The following is a 24,827-nucleotide window of genomic DNA, read 5'->3' as shown; positions in this document are numbered from 1 at the left end:
AGGAGATATGATGGATTACAAGAACGCCGGTGTAGATATTGAGGCAGGCTATCAGTCAGTGGAATTAATGAAAAAATATGTGAAGGAAACGATGAGACCGGAGGTACTTGGCGGACTTGGTGGATTCTCGGGAGCTTTTTCTCTCGCAGCCATTAAGGATATGGAGAAACCTACACTCGTATCGGGAACGGACGGGGTAGGAACGAAGCTGAAGCTGGCTTTCTTGCTCGATAAGCATGATACAGTAGGGATTGATTGTGTAGCTATGTGTGTGAATGATATTGCTTGTGCCGGAGGTGAACCTTTATTTTTCCTCGACTACATTGCCTGTGGTAAGAATTATCCTGAGAAGATAGCTACTATTGTAAAGGGAGTGGCGGAAGGTTGTCTGCAGTCGGGTGCCGCATTGATCGGCGGAGAGACTGCCGAGATGCCTGGATTTTATCCGGAAGATGAATATGATCTTGCAGGATTTGCCGTAGGTGTGGTAGATGAGAAGGATCTGATTACAGGAGCGAATATAAAGCCCGGAGACGTACTTGTAGGAATTGCTTCCTCAGGAGTTCACAGCAATGGTTTTTCTCTTGTAAGAAAAGTATTTGAGATGACATCTGACAATCTGAACACCCATTATGATATACTTGGAACAACCCTTGGAGAAGCATTGATTGTTCCTACGAAAATATATGTGAATGCTTTAAAAGCAGTAAAAAATGCAGGCGTTGCAATAAAGGGATGCAGCCATATTACAGGCGGCGGTTTCTATGAGAATATTCCGAGAATGCTGCCGGAAAATGTTATGGCAGTGATAAAGAAAGATAGTTATGAACTCCCTTCTATTTTCAAACTCTTAAAGGAAACAGGGGATTTGGAAGAGAAGATGATGTACAACACCTTCAATATGGGACTCGGTATGATCTTAGCAGTAAAGGAAAGTCAGGCACAAGCAGCAGTAGATGCTCTGCTTGCAGAGGGTGAGAAAGCTTATATCATCGGACATGTGGAAACTGCAACAGCAGAGGGAGAAAAAGGAGTGACCATATGTTAAGGATTGTCGCATGCGTTTCCGGTGGGGGAACAAATTTACAGGCAATCATTGACGGAGTAAAGAATAAGACAATTACGGATGTTGAAATTGTCCGGGTTATCAGTAATAATAAAAATGCTTACGCGTTAGAACGGGCAAGGCAAAACAGTATAGACGCCGTTTGTGTATCGCCGAAAGATTATGAGGACAGGAATAGCTTTAATGAAGCCTTATTACATACGATAGAAGAAGCGACGCCGGATTTGATAGTACTTGCAGGCTTTTTGGTGGTGCTTCCGGAGGCTATGATAAAAGCCTACGCGAATAGAATCATTAATGTGCATCCTTCTTTGATTCCGGCCTTTTGCGGAACGGGATATTATGGTCTTAAGGTGCATGAAGGTGTACTCTCCCGTGGGGTTAAGATAACAGGAGCTACCGTACATTTTGTGGATGAGGGAACGGATACCGGTCCGATTATCTTACAAAAGGCAGTATCCGTAGAGGATGATGATACGGCCGCAAGCCTACAAAAACGTGTAATGGAAGAAGCGGAATGGGTGATTCTGCCGGAAGCGATCAGAATGATTGCACAGGGGAAAATAAAGATAAAAGAAGGCAAATGCAGGAGGATAGAAGGATGAAGGTACTCGTTGTCGGCGGCGGCGGAAGAGAACATGCGATAGTAGCGAGCGTAGCAAAAAGCCAGAAGGTGGAGAAGATTTATTGTGCACCGGGAAATGCCGGCATCGGACAGATTGCGCAGTGTGTTCCGATAGGAGCGATGGAGTTCGATCGTATTGCTGCTTTTGCGAAAGAGGAAGCGATTGATTTAACTATTGTCGGTATGGATGACCCTTTGGTGGGAGGACTTGTGGATGTCTTGGAAGCGGCAGGAATACGTGCCTTCGGTCCGAAGAAAAATGCGGCAATTCTGGAAGGAAGTAAGGCTTTTTCCAAAGTTTTAATGAAAAAATACGGTATTCCAACAGCTGCATATGAGAACTTTGATGATGCTAAGGAGGCTGTTTCTTACTTAGAACAGTTGAAAGAAGAGGATTTTCCTATCGTGCTTAAGGCGGATGGACTCGCTCTTGGAAAAGGAGTTTTGATCTGTCAGACGCTGGAAGAAGCGAAGGAAGGCGTTACAGCGATTATGTTGGATAAGCAATTCGGCTGTGCAGGCAATCGGTTAGTAATTGAAGAGTTCATGGTAGGAAGAGAGGTTTCAGTTCTTTCTTTTGTAGATGGAAAGACAGTAAAGACTATGACCTCCGCCCAAGATCATAAACGGGCGATGGATGGAGACCAAGGATTGAATACGGGTGGAATGGGCACTTTCTCTCCCAGTCCCTTTTATACAAAGGAAGTAGAGGACTTCTGTAACCGTTACGTCTATCAGGCAACGGTAGATGCTATGGCAGGGGAAGGCAGGGAGTTCAAAGGAATTATCTTCTTCGGGCTGATGTTGACACAAAAAGGTCCGAGGGTATTGGAATATAATGCCAGATTCGGAGATCCGGAGGCTCAAGTCGTGCTTCCGAGAATGAAAAATGATATTATTGAAGTGATGGAGGCTTGCATTGATGGCAGGCTGGACGAAATAGATTTGCAATTCGAAGATAATGCAGCAGTATGTGTTGTTCTGGCATCTGATGGGTATCCTGTGAAATATGAGAAAGGATACGTGATACGCGGTCTCGAGAACTTTGAAGGAAAAGAAGGATATTATTGTTTCCATGCGGGTACAAAACTTACGGATGAAGGAATTGTAACGGATGGAGGAAGAGTTCTTGGAGTTACAGCAAAGGGAGGAGATCTTAAGGAAGCGAGAGAGAACGCCTATAAAGCAACGGAATGGGTGCTTTTTGATAATAAATATATGCGCCATGATATTGGGAAAGCGATAGATGAAATATCATAAAATGAGGTGTCGTACATGAAAGATAAAAAAATTGCTGTGAGAGGGGTATTGGGTGACGGTGATTATAATCGGCCGTACAAATGTAATGCATGCGGCGGAATTATGATTTTTAAAGGGGTAGGGGAGTACGAATGTGAGGATTGCCGTGATATTGATTTTGATGATTATGGGAAGGCCCGCAGCTATATCGAGAGAAATCCCGGATCTACACAGGCACAGATTACTGAGGGAACGGGAGTAAGTGCAAAGTCCATACGACAGATGTTAAAAGAATCCCGGCTGGAAATCGCATCGGATTCCAGAACTTTTTTAAAATGTGATATCTGTGGTATTAATATTCGGCATGGCAGTCTCTGTGATAAATGTGAAGTGGCTTATCACAGAAATAAAGAGGAACAGGAGCGCGCAGCACGCGCCATATCAGGTTATGGAATGGATACTAAGCCTCGGGAAAGTGGCGAGATGCGTTACATTAATCGATAAGTAAATGAAGGGACCCGTACGGGGAGGAACACGGATGAAGAAAATTATTTCAGGTAAATTATTGACCGCAGCGGCATGTGCGCTGTTTTCCATGGCTATTTTTGTTTGTACGCCTATAGTGAGTCAGGCGTATACGCAGACGACTGGTATTGTCTCGGCGGACGCGGCAAAAGTAAGGAAGGAACCGACAACTTCAAGTGATGTAGTAGTAGGACTGTTAAAGGGCAGTACTGTGACGGTTACGGATGAGGTTACAGACAGTGCAGGAATGGTCTGGTATAAGGTGACAGCGGACAATAGTACCGGATATATACGTTCAGATCTGCTGATTAAAGCGACATCATCTACCGGAGCTACGACCAACAATAATTCATCGTCTACAACAGGTAATACGGCGAATAATACAAACAATAATAATGAGACAGAGCAGAAGCCGGCGGCTACTACAGCGACTCCTATTGCGGAAACAAAGGCTTATATCAATTATGAAAGTGTAAGAGTCAGAGAGGGTGCTTCCACCAACCATGAAATTGTCGGATCGGCTGCCAAAAATACGGGAGTTACTATTACCGGGGAGGCGAAAGCTAATGATGGTAAGAAGTGGTATCAAATAAAATACACGACCTCAGCAGGAAGAGAAGTGGTTGGTTTTGTTCGGGCAGATTTAGTAACGGTGGGGGAACCGCCGGCAGCTACGCCGACGCCTACAGATACTTCTGCTGACGAACCGACAGAAACAGAAGGCAGCGGAGAGGAAGCAGAACCGGAAGAAACAGGAGAAGTGCCGGAGGAAGAAGTAGAACAGCCGGTGGAGCCGGAAGAAGAAATAAAGCCTGACTATGAGATGGTGTACACCCAGAATAACGAAGGAGAAAATGAATGGTATCTGTATGACAATATTAACGGAACACGCCAGACTCTGACAGGACTTATGCAGGCGGCGGAGGCAGGAGCTGCTCAGGAAGAAACTGAAGGTGACCAGCTTGCCATACAGAAAATCGTAATTATTGTCTTGGCAGTAGTAACCGTTATTCTCGCAATAGCAGTCACCTTATTGTTGTTCAAAATCCGAGATTTCTATGAAGAGGAAGAGTATGAAGATGAGGAGGATGAAGACGAAGATGAGGACGATGAAGACGAAGACGAGGATGATGACGATGAGGAAGAGGATGAGCCGATAAGAAAAAGAAGCAGTATCAGGGCGGTGAAACCTTCCAAATCAGCAAAAGCGGATGTTCCATCCGGAAGTAGAGCAACACCTGATGAAAAGATTCCAGTCTTTAAATCTCAGGGAGTTGATGATGATCAAGTACAGGAAGCCCCTCAAGTGAGGAAGAAGGCGAAGAATTTCCTGATCGATGATGATGAATTTGAATTTGAATTTTTGAATATGGATGATAGAGACTAAAGTATCGGGGGATATGGGCGAGTGCCTGTATGCCCCGTTTATTTTATTCTTTACTCCTATATTGACATAATGTTTTAAGTGTTATAATATTTCTATAACAGTTTAAAAAGCATGGGAAAGGTATCATCGATATGATAATAGAGATAGACTTTAATAGTGACGAGGCGCTTTATTTGCAGCTTCGCAATCAGATTATTATAGGGATCGCCACATCCCGGATAAGAGAAGGGGAGGAACTTCCTTCCGTCAGGCAGCTTGCGGATGATATTGGCATTAACATGCATACGGTGAATAAAGCATATACTGTTCTTAAACAGGAAGGTTTTGTGAAGGTGGACAGGCGGCGCGGTGCAGTAATCGCGATCGATGTGGATAAGATGGAAGCATTGGGAGAGCTGAAGAGAGATCTGAAGGTAATACTTGCAAGAAGTAGATGTAAGAATATTTCCAGAGAAGAAGTGCATGCTCTTATTGATGAAGTATATGAAGATTATGGAGGAAATAATTGATGCAGTCACAATTTACGGATAAAGCAAAGACCGCTCTTTCTCTGGCGGAAAAGGCGGCCGCGAATTTAAAACAAGGATATGTGGGAACAGAACATATTTTAATGGGCCTTTTAAGAGAGAAGACAGGAGTTGCATCGAAGATTCTTACGGAGAACGGTGTGGAGGAGATACAGCTGCTTGAGATGGTGAAGGATTTGATCGCACCGGAGACGGGCGTTTCTTTAAAGGAGAGGGATGGTTATTCCCCTCGTGCCCTTAAGGTATTAGAGGAAGCACACAGGCAAGCGGAACGATTTGGACTGGATAAAACAGGAACAGAGCATATTTTACTGGCCCTTATTAAAGAGGGAGAAAATGTAGCGGTACGTCTGCTGAATACACTTGGGATATCTTTGCAAAAGGTGTATGTAGACGCCCTGATCGCTATCGGAGCGGATGGATCGCTCTATAAAGAAGATTTAGCGAGAAAGCAAAATGGTAAGAAAAAGGGAACCGCTTCCGTTCTGGAACAGTACAGCAGAGACTTGACTGCACTTGCCAAAAAGGGAGAGTTAGATCCTGTTATTGGCCGTGAAGAAGAAATAGGAAGAGTGATTCAGATATTGAGCAGGCGTATGAAGAATAATCCGTGCTTGATCGGAGAACCGGGGGTTGGCAAGACAGCAGTGGTAGAAGGGCTTGCTCTTCGTATCGTATCCGGCGAGGTGCCTTTCACTGTACAGAATAAGAGGGTGCTTACCTTGGATTTATCGGGAATGGTTGCAGGCAGTAAATATCGCGGTGAATTCGAAGAACGCATTAAGAAGGTAATTAAAGAAGTAATTGAAGATGGGAATGTTATTCTCTTTTTGGATGAAATGCATACGATTATCGGTGCCGGAGGTGCAGAAGGAGCGATCGATGCTTCGAATATCTTAAAGCCTTCTCTGGCGAGAGGTGAGATTCAGCTAATCGGAGCGACAACGATTGCGGAGTATCGCAAATATGTAGAGAAAGATGCGGCTCTGGAGAGAAGATTCCAGCCGGTGAATGTAGAGGAACCCACAGAGGAGGAAGCGATAGCTATTCTGAAGGGGATTGTAGGGAAATATACGGATCATCATAAGGTGACGATTCTGGAAGAAGCGGTAGAAGCCGCAGTACAACTTTCTTCCAGATATATTAATGACAGGAATCTGCCGGATAAGGCGATTGACCTGATCGATGAGGCTGCTGCTGCCGTGCGGCTTAAGACGATGCATATGCCGGATAAGATGAAGGAGTTGGCGGAACAAATTGCTAAGCTGGATGTGCAGATTGAACGTTCGGTACGGGTAGAAGCCTTTAGCCAAGCAGGAGAATTAAAGCGAAATCAGGATTTACTTATAAAGAAATATGAGAGAATAAAACGCAGATTCGATTCCGACCAGGAATCACGCAAGTATGTGGTAGGAGAGAACGAAATTGCGGAAGTTGTCTCCATGTGGACGAAGATTCCGGTAAAGAAGTTGGCTGAAAAAGAGAGTGAGCGGTTGCTTAAGCTGGAAACTATTCTGCATAAGCGTGTAATCGGGCAGGAAGAAGCGGTATCTGCGGTAGCAAAGGCGATGCGCAGAGGACGTGTGGGCTTACAGGATCCCAATAGGCCCATTGGATCATTCCTTTTCCTGGGGCCTACCGGTGTAGGTAAGACAGAGCTTAGTAAAGCACTTGCAGAAGCCATGTTCGGATCGGAGAACTCGTTGATTCGTGTGGATATGTCTGAGTATATGGAAGGTCATTCCGTATCCAAGATGATAGGATCCCCTCCGGGATATGTAGGATTCGATGAAGGAGGGCAGCTCAGTGAAAAGGTGAGAAGAAATCCTTATTCGGTAGTCTTATTCGATGAAATTGAAAAGGCTCATCCTGATGTGTTCAATATTCTTCTGCAAGTACTCGATGATGGCCATATTACAGATGCCAAGGGACGTAAAGTAAGCTTTAAAAATACAATACTTATTATGACATCCAATGCGGGTGCTCAGAGGATTATCGATCCGAAGAATCTGGGATTTGCATCGCAGACCGACGAGAAGCAGAACTATGAAAAGATGAAATCCGGAGTAATGGAAGAAGTGAAGAGATTGTTCAAGCCGGAATTCATCAATCGAATTGATGAGATAATGGTGTTCCATCCTCTGAATAAAGATAATATGACACAGATTATAACCCTCTTATCCGCTAATTTAAGGAACCGTTGTAAAAGTCAGATGAATATTAACCTGACGATTGCTCCGGCGCTCAAAGAGCATATTGTAGATAAATATTCCGATTATAAAATGGGAGCGAGACCGCTGAAAAGAGCGATTCAGACAGTAATTGAAGATGCTCTTGCCGAGGAAATCCTGGCAGGAAAAATAAAATCAGGAGATAGCGTAACTGCCGGCATCAAAGAGGGAAAGGTTACATTTCGCGTGAAAAAAGAAGTGTGATTCGGATTTTATAGTAGATTAAATAATAAAAATATATTATACTATTAATATGAATAGGATACTGAAAGAGGTGTCATATTATGCGAAGGAAACTTAGGAGGACGTAAGAGATGGCAGTGGTGGAAGAATTACTTCGTACACAGGGCGAAGACGCAATCAGTTTTGGCAACCACAAACTGGAAGAGAAAGCGAAGCTTGAGGATTTTGAATACGGCGGCGACCTGTTGAAGGTTAAGACCTACAAGACGATGACAAAGCTTGAAAAAAACGGAATGTTCGTATACGAATCGGTACCAGGAACGAGCGTCACCAATTTTAAAGAGACACAAGACGGCATCGTTTTCGATGTGGAAGGCGATGAGGATGCACAGATTACTGTAGGCCTCCAAGATGAAACGGAATACGAAATTTTTATCGATGGAGAGAGTATCGGTAAGATGAGTACGAACTTGGGAGGTAAGCTGAACTTAAGCGTGGAGCTTGCCAGCGCAGGGGAAGTCAATGTCCGAATCATAAAATAAAGACAATAAAAATAGAAGAAGCAAAAGGCGGGACGGTCATATTAAGAAAGTCCCGCTTTTTGTTGAAATTGAGTATATTATGTTAGGTAACGTTTAAGAGACATATGGAGGAAGCAAATGGCAAAGAGCAAAAGCACAATGGTATTTTTCTGCCAGGATTGTGGTCATGAATCGTCGAAATGGATGGGACAATGTCCCGGATGCAAGGCATGGAATACTTTTGTAGAGGAAAGGGTAAATATAGGTACTAAAGGACTTAGCAGTACGGTGAAATCAGGGAACTCTATAGCCAGAAGGGCGGAGCCTTCGAAGTTATCTGAGGTTTCCATGGGGAGCGAAGAGAGAACAAGTACCCGGATGGAAGAACTCGATCGAGTGCTGGGGGGAGGAATTGTTCCCGGTTCCTTAACATTAGTGGGAGGCGATCCGGGAATCGGTAAATCGACACTTTTGCTTCAAGTTTGTCAGAAGCTGGCAGGGGCAGGTCATAAGGTATTATATCTTTCCGGTGAGGAGTCTCTAAGACAGATTAAGATACGCGCTAATCGAATCGGAGAGTTTAACGATAATCTTTTGCTCTTATGTGAAACGAATCTATCTGTTATCGAAGAGACTTTGAAGGAAATAAAGCCGGATATCGCGGTAATTGACTCTATCCAAACGATGTATAGCGAGGAGGTATCGGCAGCGCCCGGCAGCGTATCCCAGGTGAGAGAATCAACGAATCTCTTCTTGCAGCTCGCGAAGGGAATGAATATCTCTATTTTTCTCGTAGGTCATGTAACAAAAGAAGGGACAGTGGCAGGACCGAGGGTATTGGAGCATATGGTGGATACGGTGCTTTATTTCGAAGGAGACAGGCACGCTTCTTACCGTATATTACGCGGTGTGAAGAATCGATTTGGATCGACGAATGAAATCGGCGTTTTCGAGATGAGGGGAGAAGGATTGATCGAGGTGAAGAATCCTTCGGAGTTTATGTTGAATGGAAGACCGGAGGAGGCAAGCGGATCGGTAGTTACTTGCTCTATGGAAGGAAGCCGCCCTATTCTGTTGGAGATACAGGCACTTGTATGCGGCAGTAATTTCGGTATTCCCAGGCGTCAGGCAATCGGTACCGATTTCAATCGGGTGAATCTTCTGATGGCAGTGCTGGAAAAGAGAGTCGGCTTACAGATGTCAGGCTGCGATGCTTATGTGAACCTTGCCGGAGGTATCCGCATGGCAGAGCCAGCTATCGATTTGGGAATCGTAATGGCCATCGTTTCGAGCTTCAAGAACCGTGCCATCGATGATAAGATAATCGCTTTCGGAGAAGTAGGATTAAGTGGTGAGGTACGTGCTGTCAGCATGGCACAGCAGAGGGTGCAGGAAGCGGGGAAACTTGGATTTACCACCTGTATTCTGCCTGCAGTCTGCTTAGAGAGTCTGAAAGGAATGGAAAAGGGAATGAAACTAATCGGGGTCAGATCGGTACGTGATGCCATTGACCTCATATAGGGAGAAAGAGGAAATGAAGAAGCTATTCATCTATCTGAAAGATTATAAAAGGGAGACAGTATTGGCACCGCTTTTCAAGATGCTGGAAGCCTCCTTTGAGCTGTTAATACCCCTCGTGATGGCAACGATTATCGATATAGGAATTATAAGAGGAGAAAAGGGCTATATCCTTCGTATGGGGCTTATTATAACCGGACTTGGCGTGGTCGGGTTAATTTGTTCCATTACCGCACAGTATTATTCAGCGAAGGCCGCTGTCGGATTCTCGGCTACATTGAAGAGGGATTTGTTTCGTCATATTCAGAAACTATCATTTACTGAAATGGATGAAATCGGAACTTCTACACTGATTACGCGCATGACGAGTGATGTGAATCAGGTGCAGTCAGGTGTCAACCTTGTATTGCGGCTTTTCCTTCGTTCCCCCTTTATCGTCTTTGGGGCAATGGTAATGGCTTTTACGATAGACAGAAAGGCAGCAAGTATTTTTGCAGTGACTATTTTGCTGCTTTGTATTGTAGTATTCGGAATTATGCTAATTAGCATGCCCTTGTATAAAAAGGTACAGGCGAGGTTGGATAAGATTTTATCCATTACGAGGGAGAATCTGACAGGAATCCGGGTAATAAGGGCTTTCAATAAGGAAGAGGGAGAAATAAAGCGTTTCGAAGCAGAAAACGATACACTCTTTGGAATCCAAAGGTTCGTAGGAAGAATCTCCGCCCTTATGAATCCGATTACTTATATTGTTGTGAATGGAGCTGTTATTATTTTGATTTGGACAGGTGCTCTTCAGGTGGAGGCAGGGCGCTTGACACAGGGAGAAGTGGTGGCTCTCGTTAATTATATGTCTCAGATTCTTGTAGAGCTCATTAAGCTGGCGAATCTGATTGTCACCGTTACGAAGTCTTTTGCCAGTGCCAATCGTATTGCGGTAATTTTCGATACGGAATCGAGCCAGCATTTTCCGGAGAAGGGAACTAAGGAAAGAGGAATAGAAGAGAATGGTGGTATTGCAGTTTCCTTTGAACATGTATGCCTAACTTATAAGAATGCAGGGGCAGAGGCTCTTAGTGATATTAATTTTAAAGTAAGGAAGGGGCAGACCGTCGGAATCATCGGAGGAACCGGATCGGGGAAAACTTCTTTGGTTCATTTGATTCCTCGTTTTTATGATGCTACATCAGGAAGTATCAAAGTGAATGGAGTGGACGTGAAAGAATATTCACGGGAAGAGCTTCGTTCCAAGGTTGGAATGGTTATGCAGAAATCGATATTATTTAAAGGAACGATAAGGGAGAATATGAAGTGGGGAAAAGCCGATGCTTCAGAAGGAGAAATCAATCAGGCACTTGCAATTGCTCAGGCGAAGGAATTCGTGGAGGCGAAAAAAGATGGAATCGACCAGATAGTATCTCAGGAAGGTAAGAACTTTTCCGGAGGGCAAAAGCAGCGTCTGAGTATTGCCAGAGCTCTTGTAAGGAAGCCGGAGATTTTGATTCTGGATGATAGTGCGTCTGCTCTGGACTTCGCTACGGATGCGAGATTGAGGAAAGAGATACGGGAAATGGAGGATACCATCACCGTCTTTATCGTATCCCAGCGGGCAGCTTCTATTCGCCACGCTGATTTTATTATTGTATTAGAAGATGGAGAAGTAGCAGGTATGGGTACCCATGATGCGTTGCTGAAAGATTGTAAGGTCTATAGAGAAATCTACGATTCACAATTTACAAAGGAGGGAGGAGCATAATGAAGGAAAAAGGAAGACAAAAAGAGACCCTCTTCCAATTATTGAAATATATGAGGCGTTATTGGCTTTATTTAGGAGTTTCCCTTATCACAGCAGCGGTAAGCGTAGCCTTTACTCTTTATGTACCAATTTTAATAGGAGAGACTATAGATCTTATTGTGGCAAAAGGACTTGTGGATTTTGCAAGTATTACAACTATTCTTTATCAAATGGCAGTGGTGATTGTGCTTACAGCAATCTCACAGTGGATTATGAATGTATGCAATAATAAGATGACATTCGGGATCGTAAGGGATATCAGAGCGGAAGCTATGAAGAAGATAGAAATTCTTCCTTTGAAATATGTGGATTCCCGCTCTTATGGAGAAGTGGTCAGCCGTGTGATTGCGGATGTCGATCAATTAGCAGACGGCTTATTAATGGGATTTACTCAATTATTTACGGGGGTGATTACCATATTTGTGACCCTCATTATTATGCTCACCATGAATGTGGGAATTACGGCGGTCGTTGTACTGCTCACTCCCGTTTCCTTCCTGGTAGCCAGCTTTATTGCTAAGAAGACTTACCGAATGTTTCAGTTACAGTCAGAAATGAGAGGAAATCAGACAGCTCTTATCGATGAAATGATAGGAAATCAAAGGGTGGTGCAAGCTTTTGGTTATGAAGAAAGGGCGATGGAGCAATTTGATGCGATTAACGAGAGATTAGAAGGTGCTTCGTTACAGGCTATTTTCTTTTCATCGATTACGAATCCTGCGACTCGTTTTGTGAATGGACTCGTTTATGCCGGGGTTGGAATTACGGGAGCGATAGTAGCGATTGCCGGAGGCATCAGCGTAGGGCAGCTCGTATCTCTTCTCACCTATGCGAATCAGTATACGAAACCTTTCAATGAAATATCGGGAGTTATTACGGAGCTGCAAAATGCTCTCGCCTGTGCAGGAAGAATATTGGAATTAATTGAAGAAGAGCCGCAAGTGCCTGATAAGCCGGATGCTTTTGTGCTATCGGAGGTATCGGGAAACGTATCTTTAAATGATGTATCCTTTTCTTATGTACCGGAGCAAACGTTGATTCATGATTTTAACCTTACCGTAAGACCTGGGCAGCGAATAGCGATTGTAGGGCCGACAGGATGTGGGAAAACTACACTGATTAATCTTTTGATGCGTTTTTATGACGTAGGAGGCGGCTCCATTTGTGTGGAAGGAAGAGATATCCGTCATGTGACGAGGAGAAGCCTTCGCACTTCCTTTGGTATGGTATTGCAGGATACTTGGCTAAAAGCAGGAACCATAGGGGAGAACATTGCTATGGGGAAAGAGAATGCGACCGAGGAAGAGATTATTGCGGCAGCCAAGGCGGTATATGCCCATAGCTTCATCAAAAGGCTTCCGGATGGATATGATACGATAATTACGGAGGCAGGCGGTGATCTTTCGCAAGGACAGAAACAGCTCTTATGTATTGCAAGGGTAATGCTTTGCCAGCCGGATATGCTCATTTTAGATGAGGCGACTTCATCGATCGATACGAGAACCGAACTTAAGATTCAGAATGCTTTCGCAAGGTTGATGGAGGGGAGAACCAGTTTTATCGTAGCCCATAGGCTTTCGACAATACAGCAGGCTGACATCATCCTTGTCATGAAAGAAGGAAACATCATCGAGCAGGGGAATCATGAACAGCTTTTAGCAAAAGAAGGTTTTTATGCGGAGCTTTATAACAGCCAATTTGCAATATAAGAGGGGAGTATGGACGGAAAAGAAATATGTGGATGATTTTTGCATTATGTTCGGCAGGGTTTGCAGGGGCTACCGCAATCCTCGCTAAAATAGGGATTAAAGATACGGATTCTAATCTGGCAACAGCAATTCGTACGGTAGTAATTGTTATTTTTTCTTGGCTTATGGTATTTATAGTAGGTTCTCAGGGAGGCATTTATCGAATAGAAGCGAAGACTCTTTTGTTTCTCGTATTATCCGGAATAGCGACCGGAGCCTCCTGGCTTTGTTATTTTGCAGCACTGCGCAGGGGGGAAGTGAGCAGGGTAGCAGCGATCGATAAGTCCAGCATTATTTTCACGATGCTATTTGCTTTTCTTGTACTAGGGGAGGACTTGGGTGTTAGGAAGCTTATTTCTATCGCCTTGATTATTATCGGCACTTATTTGATGCTGGAGAGGAAAAAGGGTGAAGTGGAAAATGAAGGAGAAAAACGAACAGGGAAGGCGTGGATGCTCTATGCTTTTGGTTCTGCTATATTCGCCAGCCTAACCGCTGTTTTGGGGAAAATAGGGATTGATGGAGTGGAGTCGAACTTGGGCACCGCTATCCGTACGGTGGTAGTGCTTATGATGGCATGGATTATGGTATTTGTGTCGAAAAAGCAGTATGAGATAAAGAAAATAGATAAGAAGAGTTGGCTTTTTATATGTTTGTCTGGAATTACGACCGGGCTGTCCTGGCTTTGTTATTATAGGGCGCTTCAAATGGGGCAGGCCGGTATCGTCGTAATGATAGATAAGCTAAGTATTGTAGTAACGGCTGGATTCTCCTTTTTTATTTTAAAGGAGAGAATGACGCGAAAGTCAGTGCTGGGAATTTTATTGATAACAGGCGGAATTTTGTGGCTATTAATATAACATCTTTATTAAGATATAATTCATAAATCCCTAGTCGGTATCTTTACTTTTTGGTGATTTCGTTTTTTTATTTTTAAATAAGAAATCTAATTCTTCATCTTTATAATAGAAGAAACTAATGATGCAAAGAAGAGCCATTCCGATGCTTACATAGCAATCTGCTACATTGAATCTGGGGAAATCAATGGGAACAAAATAAATAAAGTCAACAACAAAACCATTTTTCACGCGGTCGATCAGATTACCTATGCCTCCGCTTATGAGGAGAAGGAAAGCAGTACGCATAAGAAAGAATCGTTTTCCCTCAGGAATCGTTAAATATTTCCAGAGGAGGAAAAATAAAACGACGGTGGTTAACGAGATTAAAAATCCTTGTTTGCCCAAAAAGGAACTGAAGGCAGCTCCGGTATTTTCCAAATAAGTAAATTCCAAGATGTTAGGGATTAAGGAATAGTTTGCCTGTCCCTTCAAATGGTTGGTAGCAAGGAGCTTCGTAAGCTGATCCAGGAAAAGAAGAATGGGCAATACGATGAGTGGAGCGAGAAGAGACTGTTTTTTTATAGTATTTTTCATTTCGATAACCATTCCTTTTTATTTTTTGTGGGTAACTGTTCAGTACTTTCATAATCACTTTTATGATATCATTTGTTTCGTAATAAATCAACATTACAGATGTTACGCTTATTGCAATAAGAGCAGCTGCGCATCCTGCACGGAGTGCTTTTATTCTATAGGATCGATACTTTCATACTTTAATGTAACAAGGTCTTTCCTATAGAATAAAATAAGTCCAATAAACACTGTTCTACAGCATTTATTGGACTTATTTTCATAACAGGGGCAGTAGGAATCGAACCCACATCGATGGTTTTGGAGACCACTGTTCTACCCTTGAACTATGCCCCTTTGTCCGGTCTTTTTCGACCGCCGAATTGTATTATAGCATAGTAAAAAAATTATATCAAGAAGAATATTGCTCTTTTTTTTATTTATCTTTAGAAAGGGGTCGAAAAATAGTTTTTCTTCCGATAAAGCCTGCGATGCGTACGAGAATGATACCGGTAAAAATACCGATGCTATCGATGCCCACATCTTTTAGAGAAGGTCCGCGTCCGGATACAAATGACTGGTGATATTCATCGAAGGCGGCAAATCCCACACAAAAGGTACCTGCGATCAGTACAAGAGCAAAACCTCGGACGCCATAGACATAAAGGGGGAAGGCTACGGTAACGGCCAGAACAAAATATTCTGTCACATGTCCCAGCTTACGTACATAATAATGAATTTTCTCTGCATATTGCTTCACTTGAGTTTGCGAGAGGTTACGATCCAAAAGTTTATCGGCAGTTGTAACAATCTTTGTGCTTATCTTATAACTTAGCTGGCTGCTCGTTATTCCATCTTGTGCGGAAAGTCGGAATATCATATACATAACGACAATAGCAGGAGCAAAAGAAAGCGGTTTTAAGATAAACCGCAGAGTTTTCTTAATAAACAATAAAAAATATTTCATATCAATTAATCCTCTTATTTATTCTATATATTTCATGTTTTCCAAAAGAAAGAAGCGTATACCAGGAAGTATACGCTTCTTTTTATATGATGTAAAATTAATTTTTGTTCATACATTTCATAAAAATTTCATGAAATTATTCATTTCCTATCCATTACACCGGAAATCTGCTTAAGCCACATGTTCTTTCGTCGGCTTTACGAGGAAAATAGATATTAATAGTGCTACCGTATAAAGAACAACAGTTACATATAATACACTCGTAAAGGAGCCTGTCTTGGCAACGATCAAAGAGCTTAACTGATTGCCTGTAAGCCCTGCCAGCGCCCATGCGGAAAGTGCGATTCCATGTACCTGACTGATAGTCTTCATACCGAAGCGATCCGATAAAAGTGTAGGCAGATTGCTGAATCCGCCGCCATATCCTGCATTGACAATGCATAGAAGAATAATAGCAAGGAAAACAAGCTTATTGTTAATACCGTTCGTAAGTATGGTAATAACAGAAAATGAAATACATAAAATGAAGATTACTTTATAGATGCTGTTTCTGTCCTTTAGCTTATCGGCAGCAGCGGAGAAACCGAGTCTTCCGCCGGCGTTGAATATAGCGGTAAGAGAGGAAACAACGCTGATAACGGCGAGAGGAACACCCATAGCATTTAAAATGTCTTTTTCCTGGGAAATAAGAGCGAGTCCGCAGGTAATATTAATATAGAACATAAGCCATATTCCGATAAATGTAGGGTTTTTAATCATATTAACTGCAGTTTTGGAAGTATCGGAATCATGTTCTTCCACCCAGCCGTCCGGTTTCTTGAGCAAGAGATGACCGGTAAACATCATAATGAAATATACGACAGCGAGTATATAGAATAAGTTTACAATACCTACTGATTCCATTAAAGCTGTCATAATCGGGCTGGCAATTACTTTCGCGAGGCCGAAACCGGCAACAGCAAGTCCGGTAGCAAGTCCTTTTTGCTTGCTGAACCAAAGCATCAAAGTCTTAACGGGAGACAAGTAGCCAAGTCCAAGTCCAATGCCCATAATCAGACCATAGCATATGTATATACCGATTAAAGACTTTAAGTGAATAAAAAGCCCTGTACCTGCGAAGCCGGCAGCAAAGCAAATTGTAGAGATTAAAGAAGACTTGTGGATATCTTTTTCCACAATATGTCCCGCAAAAGCGGCAGACATACCAAGGACGAAGATGGCGATACTGAAGGCCCATTCCACTTCGCTTTTGGAATGGCCGATATATTCAGCAATGTCACCTTTTAATAATGACCAACAATACACCGTACCGATACTGCAGTGCAGTAAAAGTGCCGGAATTGCGGCCCTGACCCATTTGTTGTTTGGTAAAGCTTTCATGAATATTTCTCACTTTCTCATGTATTTTTATAAAAACCCATAAATAATATTATACATCATAAATTTAGTATTTCAAGCAAAAGTTTGTGAAATAATAGACAAAAACTGCTTATCACTAAGCAGTTTTAATAATCGTCATTAACTTTCAAGAAATTTACGTTGTTCGGCTATTGGTTCAGGTACTTCTAACCTGCTTTTTTGTAGCTTTTGATATAAATTGTCCATATGATGCAGCTTTTGTGAAGTACGTATGGTATAACGGTCTAAAATATCTTTGTATAATGGATTGGTTCTTAACCGCTCCCGTATGTCCTTTGTAAACGGGCAGTAAGTGAACAGAACGTTTCTGGCCACCTTATTCAAGCGGGGAACTCCGTCTGCCTCGAAGGTAACCCAGATAACATAATCACGCACGAACATTTCCTTATAGCTGTTCTTCGCCTTCTGCATGGCGGACTTGATTTTATCCTTTGCTTCGGAGGTAAGATCGATATTTTTCTTATAAAATTGTATATAATCGAAATAATCACTAGTAAGAGAACGCTCGCTAAGATCGTTCCATCTTGCGCCCTGAATACGTTTGCACATTTCCCAGCGGAATTCGCCGGTTAATCTTGTCAGGGTAGTAAGAAGATCTTCCATCTGGAAAATAGAAGACATAAAGCGGGCAGGAGTGGTGCGGCGTTTTCCTTCGATTTCCTGCCACATAACACCGCGGATTCCTACGTTGGGGAATAAAACAACATCCGGCAGCACTTCTACATTGACAAATTCCTTGGCAACGCCGCCTTCAGGATTGGAATATATCGTTTCACGTCCGTATGCTCCAAAATCGATGGAACGAATCTTGTTTATAGCATCCACAATTTGATCCGGAGTCACAAGGGACTTGGAAAGATCCTTTAATACGTTGTGATCGGAGAAAACAGGGCAGAAGGTGGTGATGCGCCCGAAGGTAATCTTATTAACGAGCGGGAACATGTTTTCCAACTCAAATAACACTCTTTTGTCTTTATCTTTAACGAGTTGTGCTTCTTGTGCGGCAGTAATTTTACCTGTTACCTTTTTTTCATGAACAAAAGCCGTGTAATCCATATCGAATTCGTTGCGGCTCGGCTCCTTTTCTCCGCGATAAATTGCTTTCAACCAGTCGTAAGCAGTGTATACATGGTTCTCGGGAGAGGATGTGAAGCTTTCTGCGATAGAATATAAATAAGAAGCGTTCTCCTCACCGGCCAATTCTTCATCTACATAACCGAATAAGAAGAACATTTTTAAAATGGTCGGTATCGAATGGTCGTGCAAGCTTGCCTGAAATGCTGCGGTATATATTGTATAGTATAACTTGGTGATATTCAGACGAAGTCTTCGACTATCATCGTCCGCCGCATTTTTATCAATTTGCTTTTTGTATTCTGCAATATATTTTCTAAAATCGGTAGTGACTTGAGCATCACAGCCCGCATATTCAAGGATGATATTCAGGGAATTAGCTACTGCAGCAGCATTTTTAGCTACTTCGGGATTCTCCAAAGGAGTTTCAGATCCATGTTCTTCCATAAAAAGCAAAGTTTCTTTGTATTCGCGTACGCGGTCTTCATAGAGATCCCTTCGGATGGAACCAAAACCTTCCAAATTAATCATCATGCGGCCGACAGCAGCGCTGATAGCGGTGGAATCCTCTTCATTATGTCCGATACGGAAGAAGAGGGTCGTGTATAAATCGAAAAGATCCAGACGATTCTTATTCATAAGAAGTCCGGCGATATCCGCTCTGTAGTCATACATCATGCGGCATACAGATAGAATTTCTGCGATATCCTGGCTTGTCTTCATAAGAAGGCCATTTAAATAATCGAAATATGGAACCTTAAGTGATGAAAGCATCTGGGGTATTACAGAAGTCATATTTTCATAATAGTCAGTAAGCCACTGCGGGATATCTTCTTCCAGGGATAAGGGTTCTATCGTCTCCAAATCAGGGAGCGATCTGGGAGATATCAAGTGACGTTCGCTAAGTTTTACGTACTCATTATAACTATCCGTTAAATAATGGTATAGGTTAGTGCAATCGTATTTAGAGAACTCATAGATTTCAAGTACATTTTTCATCTGCTTGTAACAAGAAGAAGTAATAAGTGGTGCGAAGTCCGGCTGTCTGCCAAAAAGAGTGATGAGTCCCCCTATCTTATAGGGGATAGGTGCGATACTCACATCATCCGATGCGATGTAGGTAAAAATATAAGTATCGTAGTATAGCTCACAAAGACCTATAAAGTCACCCTTATCAAGAAAAAATTCGCCGTCTGAATATACGGCGCGAACTGTTCCTTTTAAAATCATATGTAACGAGTTGAAAGGCTGACCGCTTTCGCAAATTATGTCGCCCCTTTTAAATTCCTTTGCCATGATGCCCCTCCTGCTGACAAATATTTCCTTATATTAATTGTATATTATTATACTAACTTTACCTATGAAATACAACAGAAGATTCCCTTTTTTGACAAAGTGTTACTGTACTTTTATTCATTTTATGTTATACTTAAATGAATTTAAGATGAACTGAGGGGGTAACGCGGAGTGGATAAGGATACACTTTATATACAAGAAGTTGTGGAGGGATATCGGCCGGACGTGGAACGGTTGGTGAAATACATCCCGTGGCTCGAGTCTAAATTGGGGACCAATGTGTCTAATATGTATAAAGGAGAAGGAATTGCCGAGCATTCTATGGCTTTTCCTGTATATGACAGCACGCTGATGAGCCTTGTACAGGATGTGAGAAGAACAAATCTATTGGATCGCAATTATGCATATATTTATTCCAGAAATCATATCAGAAATGCTGCTGAAGAGCAGCGGCTGATAGCTAAGGCAACCATACGGGAGATGGATATGCTGAAAGGAATATTGTCCAAATATATATTAGGCGGTATGACCAAAGGAAGACTTTGGACGGAGGGAGTATATAACGGCTCTATTTTGAAGGTATTGCTTAAGATGAAGGAAATTCTTGAATATTGGAATCGGCCTGTAGGCTGATTGGTACCAGGGGGAAATTGAGGGGTTTGTACGGATGAGTGAAAAGTCGGCACAGAAAAAATTATACATTTTGAAAACCGCAAGAAAAGTTTTTATGGAAAAAGGCTTTAAAAATGTGACGATGAAGGATATTGTGGAAGCCTGTGAGATAAGCCGTGGAGGATTGTATTTATATTTTTCCGGTACGGAAGAGATTTTTATGGAGGTGCTCAAGATGGAGACGGAGGAAGCAGATGATGTTTTTTCCGGAAGCATCGGGGAAGATGCTGTGCCCTCCGATATTTTGGCGCTATTTTTGAAAGAACAGAAGAAAGAACTTCTTCGCCGGAAGAACAATTTAACGATGGCGGTATACGAGTTCTTTTTTGCAAATAAATTTCCTAAAAAAGATCATTTGTTAAAGCAGCAGTTCGATACAGCAGTGAAAATTATGGAAAAGCTAATTGAAGCCGGAGTGGAAGCCGGAGAATTCTACAGCGAGGACCCCTTAGGTGCAGCGAGAAATATTATGTATGTGCTGGAAGGGCTCAAGGTAGTTTCCTTAACCAGGGGAATTACAGAGGAAATTGTGGACAGGGAGATTCTGTATATTATGCAGGGCCTTGTAATAGAAGAATAGCCGTAACTGTGAAGGTACTGAATAGGTTACGAATAGTCATTAAAAAATGGAGGAAAGTGAATTCATCATGGGAAATGTGAAACGCATTTATGTGGAAAAGAAGGAACCCTTTGCGGTAAAGGCAAAAGAGCTGAAGGAGGAACTAGGGGGCTATCTGAACATAGCGGGTGTGAAGGACGTGAGAATGTTTATTCGCTATGATGTGGAGAATCTGTCGGAGGATACTTTTGAAGCAGCCTGTAGAATTGTTTTTTCAGAGCCGCCGGTAGATATTCTCTATAGAGAAAGCTTCGATATACCTGCAGATGGAAAGGTATTCAGTGTGGAATATCTTCCCGGACAGTTCGACCAACGTGCGGATTCTGCTGTTCAGTGTGTGAAATTTCTACGTAAGGAAGAGCAGCCTATTATTAAGACAGCGGTCACCTATTTGGTGACAGGTGATATTTCCGAGGATGAATTTGACCGAATAAAAGCATATTGTATTAATCCGGTGGATTCAAGGGAGACCGATATGGTAAAGCCGGAGACCCTCATTACTAATTTTGAGGAGCCGGAAGATGTGGCTGTTTTAACTGGCTTTTATGATATGGCAGAGAACGATTTGAGAGAATTATATGAATCTCTCGGTCTTGCTATGACCTTTAAAGACTTTAAGCATATTCAGAACTATTATAAGGAAGAGGAACACAGAGATCCTACCATGACGGAAATCAGAGTTCTTGATACCTATTGGTCGGATCATTGCCGCCATACCACATTTTCCACAGAGCTTAAGCAAGTAGAATTCGGAGAAGGATTCTATAAGAATCCAATTGAAACCACTTATCAGAGTTATTTGGATACGAGAGAGGAGATTTTTGCGGGCAGAGAAGATAAGTTCATCTGTCTTATGGATCTTGCTCTTATGGCTATGCGTAAACTGAGAAAAGACGGTAAGCTTGAGGACATGGAAGTATCCGATGAAATCAACGCATGTTCCGTTATTGTACCGGTAGAGATGGACTATGGCGATGGTCCGGTGGAAGAAGAGTGGCTCGTATTTTTCAAAAATGAAACTCACAACCATCCGACGGAAATTGAACCTTTCGGCGGGGCAGCAACTTGTCTTGGCGGAGCTATTCGTGATCCTCTTTCCGGACGAGGTTATGTTTACCAGGCAATGCGTGTAACCGGTGCGGCAGATCCTACGGTACCGGTCGCTGAGACGTTAAAAGGAAAGTTATCCCAGAAGAAGTTGGTACGCGGCGCGGCCAGCGGTTATTCTTCTTATGGAAATCAAATAGGCTTAGCCACCGGCTATGTAAAGGAAATCTATCATCCCGACTATGTGGCAAAGCGTATGGAGATCGGCGCGGTAATGGGAGCAGCGCCAAGAAGCAACGTGATTCGTGAGAATTCAGACCCGGATGATGTTATTATCTTGCTGGGTGGAAGAACGGGAAGAGACGGCTGCGGCGGTGCTACCGGTTCTTCTAAGGTGCATACGGAAAACTCCATCGAGACGTGCGGAGCGGAAGTACAAAAGGGTAATGCACCGACAGAACGTAAGATTCAGAGGCTTTTCAGAAGAGAAGAAGTGAGCAGACTGATTAAAAAGTGCAATGATTTCGGTGCAGGAGGTGTATCCGTAGCGATCGGAGAGCTTGCAGATGGTTTAGTTATAGATTTGGATAAAGTTCCGAAAAAATACGCAGGATTGGACGGTACAGAGCTTGCCATTTCTGAGTCACAGGAAAGAATGGCTGTAGTAGTAAGCCCTGAAAATGTGGAGAAGTTCCTCAGCTTTTCGGCAGAGGAAAACTTAGAGGCAGTACCGGTAGCTGTCGTTACGAAGAATCCGAGACTTGTGTTAAAATGGCGCGGTAAGGAAATCGTTAATATTAGCAGAGCTTTCCTCGATACGAACGGCGCTCATCAAGAAACAAATGTAAAGGTAGATATCCCTGTAAAAGAAGATAATTATTTCGATTATATTGCTGTTCCTTCCGTAAAGGAGCAGTTGGAAAAGAACGATGTGAAGGCAGCGTGGGTTATAAGTCTGAACGATTTGAATGTATGTTCACAGAAAGGGCTTGTGGAGATGTTCGATTCCTCCATAGGAGCGGCTTCTGTATTGATGCCTTATGGCGGTAAATATCAATTGACGGAAACTCAAGTTATGGCAGCGAAGCTTCCGGTGCTGAAAGGCAAAACAGATACAGTAACGTTGATGAGTTACGGTTTCGATCCTTACCTTTCCTCATGGAGCCCGTATCATGGAGCTATTTATGCAGTAACGGAATCCATAGCGAAAATAGTAGCGACAGGCGGCAATTTTAGAAATATCCGATTTACTTTCCAGGAATATTTCAAGCGTATGAGCAATGATCCAAGCCGTTGGAGTCAGCCGTTTGCGGCGCTTCTAGGTGCATATGATGCACAAATCGGATACGGACTTCCATCGATTGGCGGTAAGGATAGTATGTCCGGTACCTTCCAGGATATCGATGTTCCTCCTACATTAGTATCTTTTGCTGTAGATGTGGCAAAGGAAAAGGATATCATAACACCGGAACTTAAGAAAGCAGGAAGCCGTATGGTACAGTTCTGGATTCCTAAGGACGAGTATGATATTCCCGTTTATGAAGAAGTAATGAGTTTATACCATCGAATCGCAGAACTTATTGAAGAAGGAGCTATTTTATCCGCTTATGCGCAGGATGCGAGAGGACTTGCAGTATCAATCAGTAAGATGGCATTTGGAAATGGACTGGGTGTAAAGATTTCTGAGGAACTCGCACCGAGAGAACTCTTTGAAAACGGTCTCGGTGATATTGTGGCAGAAGTCGCAGCGGATAAGCTGGATGCGTTACTTGAGATTCCTAACTGTCGCATTATCGGCGAAGTGACGCAGGAAGCAGAATTTGTTTATAAAGATGTAACCATTACTATGGAGGAAGCGCTACATGCGTGGACTTCTAAGCTGGAGAAGGTATTCCCTACTAAAGCATCAAAAGAGATGACGAAGGTGGAATCGCCTATTTATACATCGAATAAAATCTATGTAAGCAAGAATAAGATTGCAAGACCTACGGTATTTATTCCGGTATTTCCGGGTACGAACTGTGAATATGACAGTGCGAAAGCCTTCGAACAGGCAGGTGCTAAAGTGGTGACGAAGGTATTTAGAAACCTGACGGCAGAAGATATTAAGGATTCGGTCGATGTCTTTGAAAAAGCCATTGGAGATGCGCAGATTATCATGTTCCCGGGCGGATTCTCAGCAGGTGATGAACCGGATGGAAGTGCGAAGTTCTTTGCTACTGCTTTCCAGAATGAGAAGATTAAGGAAGCGGTAATGAAGCTGTTGAACGAAAGGGATGGTCTTGCCCTCGGTATCTGTAATGGATTCCAGGCTTTAATTAAACTGGGACTTGTGCCGTTTGGGGAAATTACAGGACAGAAAGAGGATTCTCCGACGCTTACGTTCAACACTATCAACCGTCATATTTCTAAGATGGTATATATAAAGGTAGTGTCCAATAAGTCGCCGTGGCTGCAAGAGGCGGAGACAGGCAAGGTATATGCGAATCCTGCTTCTCATGGAGAAGGCCGTTTCGTTGCACCGAAGGAATGGATTGATAAGTTATTCGCGAATGGGCAGGTAGCTACTCAATATGCGGATATTACCGGTAATGTTTCTATGGATGAAGAATGGAATGTGAATGGCTCCTATGCTGCAATCGAAGGTATTACCTCGCCCGATGGAAGATGTTTTGGCAAGATGGCTCACGCGGAACGCCGCGACAGATCCGTTGCTATTAATATTTATGGTGAACAGGATATGAAGATATTCGAGTCAGGCGTTCATTATTTTACAGAGTAATTATTAGAACCATGGGAATGCGTTATGCGTATTTCCCATGGTTCTATTGAAAAATATCGGTAACTATTATAGAAATAATAATAAAGGTTTGGGGGGAATTTGCAAAATTTATAGTTGAAACATGAAATATGCTGTGCTAAAATAAGATAATTTGGATAAAAATTTGAGGAGGACAAC

Annotated in this window: 19 protein-coding genes and 1 tRNA gene; 15 read left to right on the top strand and 5 right to left on the bottom strand. The window is 42.7% G+C overall.

Features of this window, described 5'->3' with window-relative positions:
• Nucleotides 1-7 precede the first annotated feature (7 nt).
• The 12 genes from purM to RBB56_RS02525 all read left to right on the top strand — a co-directional run bounded on the left by purM (nucleotide 8) and on the right by RBB56_RS02525 (nucleotide 14,225).
• A complete protein-coding gene (purM, locus tag RBB56_RS02580; protein WP_306720845.1) occupies nucleotides 8-1,048 on the top strand; it encodes a phosphoribosylformylglycinamidine cyclo-ligase in 1,041 nt (346 codons plus the stop codon).
• Nucleotides 1,042-1,671, top strand: coding sequence for a phosphoribosylglycinamide formyltransferase (gene purN / locus RBB56_RS02575; protein WP_306720844.1), 630 nt, complete (start codon nucleotides 1,042-1,044; stop codon nucleotides 1,669-1,671). The genes purM and purN overlap by 7 nt, the downstream gene beginning before the upstream one ends.
• Complete coding sequence (gene purD / locus RBB56_RS02570) at nucleotides 1,668-2,951, top strand: phosphoribosylamine--glycine ligase (RefSeq protein WP_306722072.1); 1,284 nt, start codon at nucleotides 1,668-1,670, stop codon at nucleotides 2,949-2,951. The genes purN and purD overlap by 4 nt, the downstream gene beginning before the upstream one ends.
• Nucleotides 2,952-2,966: 15 nt before the next feature.
• On the top strand, nucleotides 2,967-3,434 hold the full coding sequence (locus tag RBB56_RS02565; RefSeq protein WP_306720843.1) for a hypothetical protein: 468 nt from the start codon (nucleotides 2,967-2,969) through the stop codon (nucleotides 3,432-3,434).
• Nucleotides 3,435-3,468: 34 nt separating this feature from the next.
• On the top strand, nucleotides 3,469-4,842 hold the full coding sequence (locus RBB56_RS02560; RefSeq protein ID WP_306720842.1) for an SH3 domain-containing protein: 1,374 nt from the start codon (nucleotides 3,469-3,471) through the stop codon (nucleotides 4,840-4,842).
• A gap of 131 nt (nucleotides 4,843-4,973) precedes the next feature.
• Nucleotides 4,974-5,351 carry a GntR family transcriptional regulator gene (locus RBB56_RS02555; RefSeq protein WP_306720841.1) on the top strand — a complete coding sequence of 126 codons (378 nt, stop codon included), beginning with the start codon at nucleotides 4,974-4,976 and terminating at the stop codon, nucleotides 5,349-5,351.
• Nucleotides 5,351-7,804: an ATP-dependent Clp protease ATP-binding subunit gene (locus RBB56_RS02550; protein WP_306720840.1), complete on the top strand. Its 2,454-nt coding sequence runs from the start codon at nucleotides 5,351-5,353 to the stop codon at nucleotides 7,802-7,804. Before RBB56_RS02555 ends, RBB56_RS02550 begins: the two co-directional genes overlap by 1 nt.
• 110 nt (nucleotides 7,805-7,914) lie before the next feature.
• On the top strand, nucleotides 7,915-8,325 hold the full coding sequence (locus RBB56_RS02545; RefSeq protein WP_306720839.1) for an endosialidase: 411 nt from the start codon (nucleotides 7,915-7,917) through the stop codon (nucleotides 8,323-8,325).
• Nucleotides 8,326-8,442: 117 nt separating this feature from the next.
• Nucleotides 8,443-9,825, top strand: coding sequence for a DNA repair protein RadA (gene radA / locus RBB56_RS02540; RefSeq protein ID WP_306720838.1), 1,383 nt, complete (start codon nucleotides 8,443-8,445; stop codon nucleotides 9,823-9,825).
• 13 nt (nucleotides 9,826-9,838) lie between these two features.
• Entirely contained in the window at nucleotides 9,839-11,578 is a 1,740-nt protein-coding gene (locus RBB56_RS02535) for an ABC transporter ATP-binding protein (protein WP_306720837.1), read from the top strand.
• On the top strand, nucleotides 11,578-13,326 hold the full coding sequence (locus RBB56_RS02530) for an ABC transporter ATP-binding protein (RefSeq protein ID WP_306720836.1): 1,749 nt from the start codon (nucleotides 11,578-11,580) through the stop codon (nucleotides 13,324-13,326). The genes RBB56_RS02535 and RBB56_RS02530 overlap by 1 nt, the downstream gene beginning before the upstream one ends.
• A gap of 26 nt (nucleotides 13,327-13,352) precedes the next feature.
• On the top strand, nucleotides 13,353-14,225 hold the full coding sequence (locus RBB56_RS02525; RefSeq protein ID WP_306720835.1) for an EamA family transporter: 873 nt from the start codon (nucleotides 13,353-13,355) through the stop codon (nucleotides 14,223-14,225).
• A 30-nt stretch (nucleotides 14,226-14,255) separates the two neighbouring features.
• Here RBB56_RS02525 and lspA read toward each other — a convergent pair whose 3' ends face one another.
• The 5 genes from lspA to RBB56_RS02500 all read right to left on the bottom strand — a co-directional run bounded on the left by lspA (nucleotide 14,256) and on the right by RBB56_RS02500 (nucleotide 19,530).
• Complete coding sequence (gene lspA, locus RBB56_RS02520; RefSeq protein WP_306720834.1) at nucleotides 14,256-14,810, bottom strand: signal peptidase II; 555 nt, start codon at nucleotides 14,808-14,810, stop codon at nucleotides 14,256-14,258.
• 250 nt (nucleotides 14,811-15,060) lie between these two features.
• Nucleotides 15,061-15,131: transfer RNA gene (locus tag RBB56_RS02515), tRNA-Trp, on the bottom strand.
• Between the two features lie 79 nt (nucleotides 15,132-15,210).
• The gene (locus RBB56_RS02510) at nucleotides 15,211-15,741 is read right to left on the bottom strand and encodes a VanZ family protein (RefSeq protein WP_306720833.1); all 531 of its coding nucleotides are present in this window, start codon (nucleotides 15,739-15,741) and stop codon (nucleotides 15,211-15,213) included.
• A 171-nt stretch (nucleotides 15,742-15,912) separates the two neighbouring features.
• On the bottom strand, nucleotides 15,913-17,121 hold the full coding sequence (locus RBB56_RS02505; protein ID WP_306720832.1) for an OFA family MFS transporter: 1,209 nt from the start codon (nucleotides 17,119-17,121) through the stop codon (nucleotides 15,913-15,915).
• Nucleotides 17,122-17,259: 138 nt separating this feature from the next.
• Nucleotides 17,260-19,530, bottom strand: a complete 2,271-nt coding sequence (locus tag RBB56_RS02500) for a Crp/Fnr family transcriptional regulator (protein ID WP_306720831.1) — start codon at nucleotides 19,528-19,530, stop codon at nucleotides 17,260-17,262.
• Between the two features lie 171 nt (nucleotides 19,531-19,701).
• Between RBB56_RS02500 and RBB56_RS02495 the strand changes: the two genes are divergently transcribed.
• The 3 genes from RBB56_RS02495 to RBB56_RS02485 all read left to right on the top strand — a co-directional run bounded on the left by RBB56_RS02495 (nucleotide 19,702) and on the right by RBB56_RS02485 (nucleotide 24,650).
• On the top strand, nucleotides 19,702-20,163 hold the full coding sequence (locus tag RBB56_RS02495) for a hypothetical protein (protein WP_306720830.1): 462 nt from the start codon (nucleotides 19,702-19,704) through the stop codon (nucleotides 20,161-20,163).
• A gap of 94 nt (nucleotides 20,164-20,257) precedes the next feature.
• Complete coding sequence (locus RBB56_RS02490) at nucleotides 20,258-20,782, top strand: TetR/AcrR family transcriptional regulator (RefSeq protein ID WP_306720829.1); 525 nt, start codon at nucleotides 20,258-20,260, stop codon at nucleotides 20,780-20,782.
• 67 nt (nucleotides 20,783-20,849) lie between these two features.
• Nucleotides 20,850-24,650 (top strand): phosphoribosylformylglycinamidine synthase, encoded by a 3,801-nt coding sequence (locus RBB56_RS02485; protein ID WP_306722071.1) that lies wholly within the window; start codon nucleotides 20,850-20,852, stop codon nucleotides 24,648-24,650.
• Nucleotides 24,651-24,827: the final 177 nt, after the last annotated feature.

This window comes from Kineothrix sp. MB12-C1, from assembly GCF_030863805.1.
GTDB lineage: Bacteria > Bacillota > Clostridia > Lachnospirales > Lachnospiraceae > Kineothrix.
Note: the sequence above shows the minus strand (reverse complement) of the source record. Positions and strands in the feature narration are given on the sequence as shown.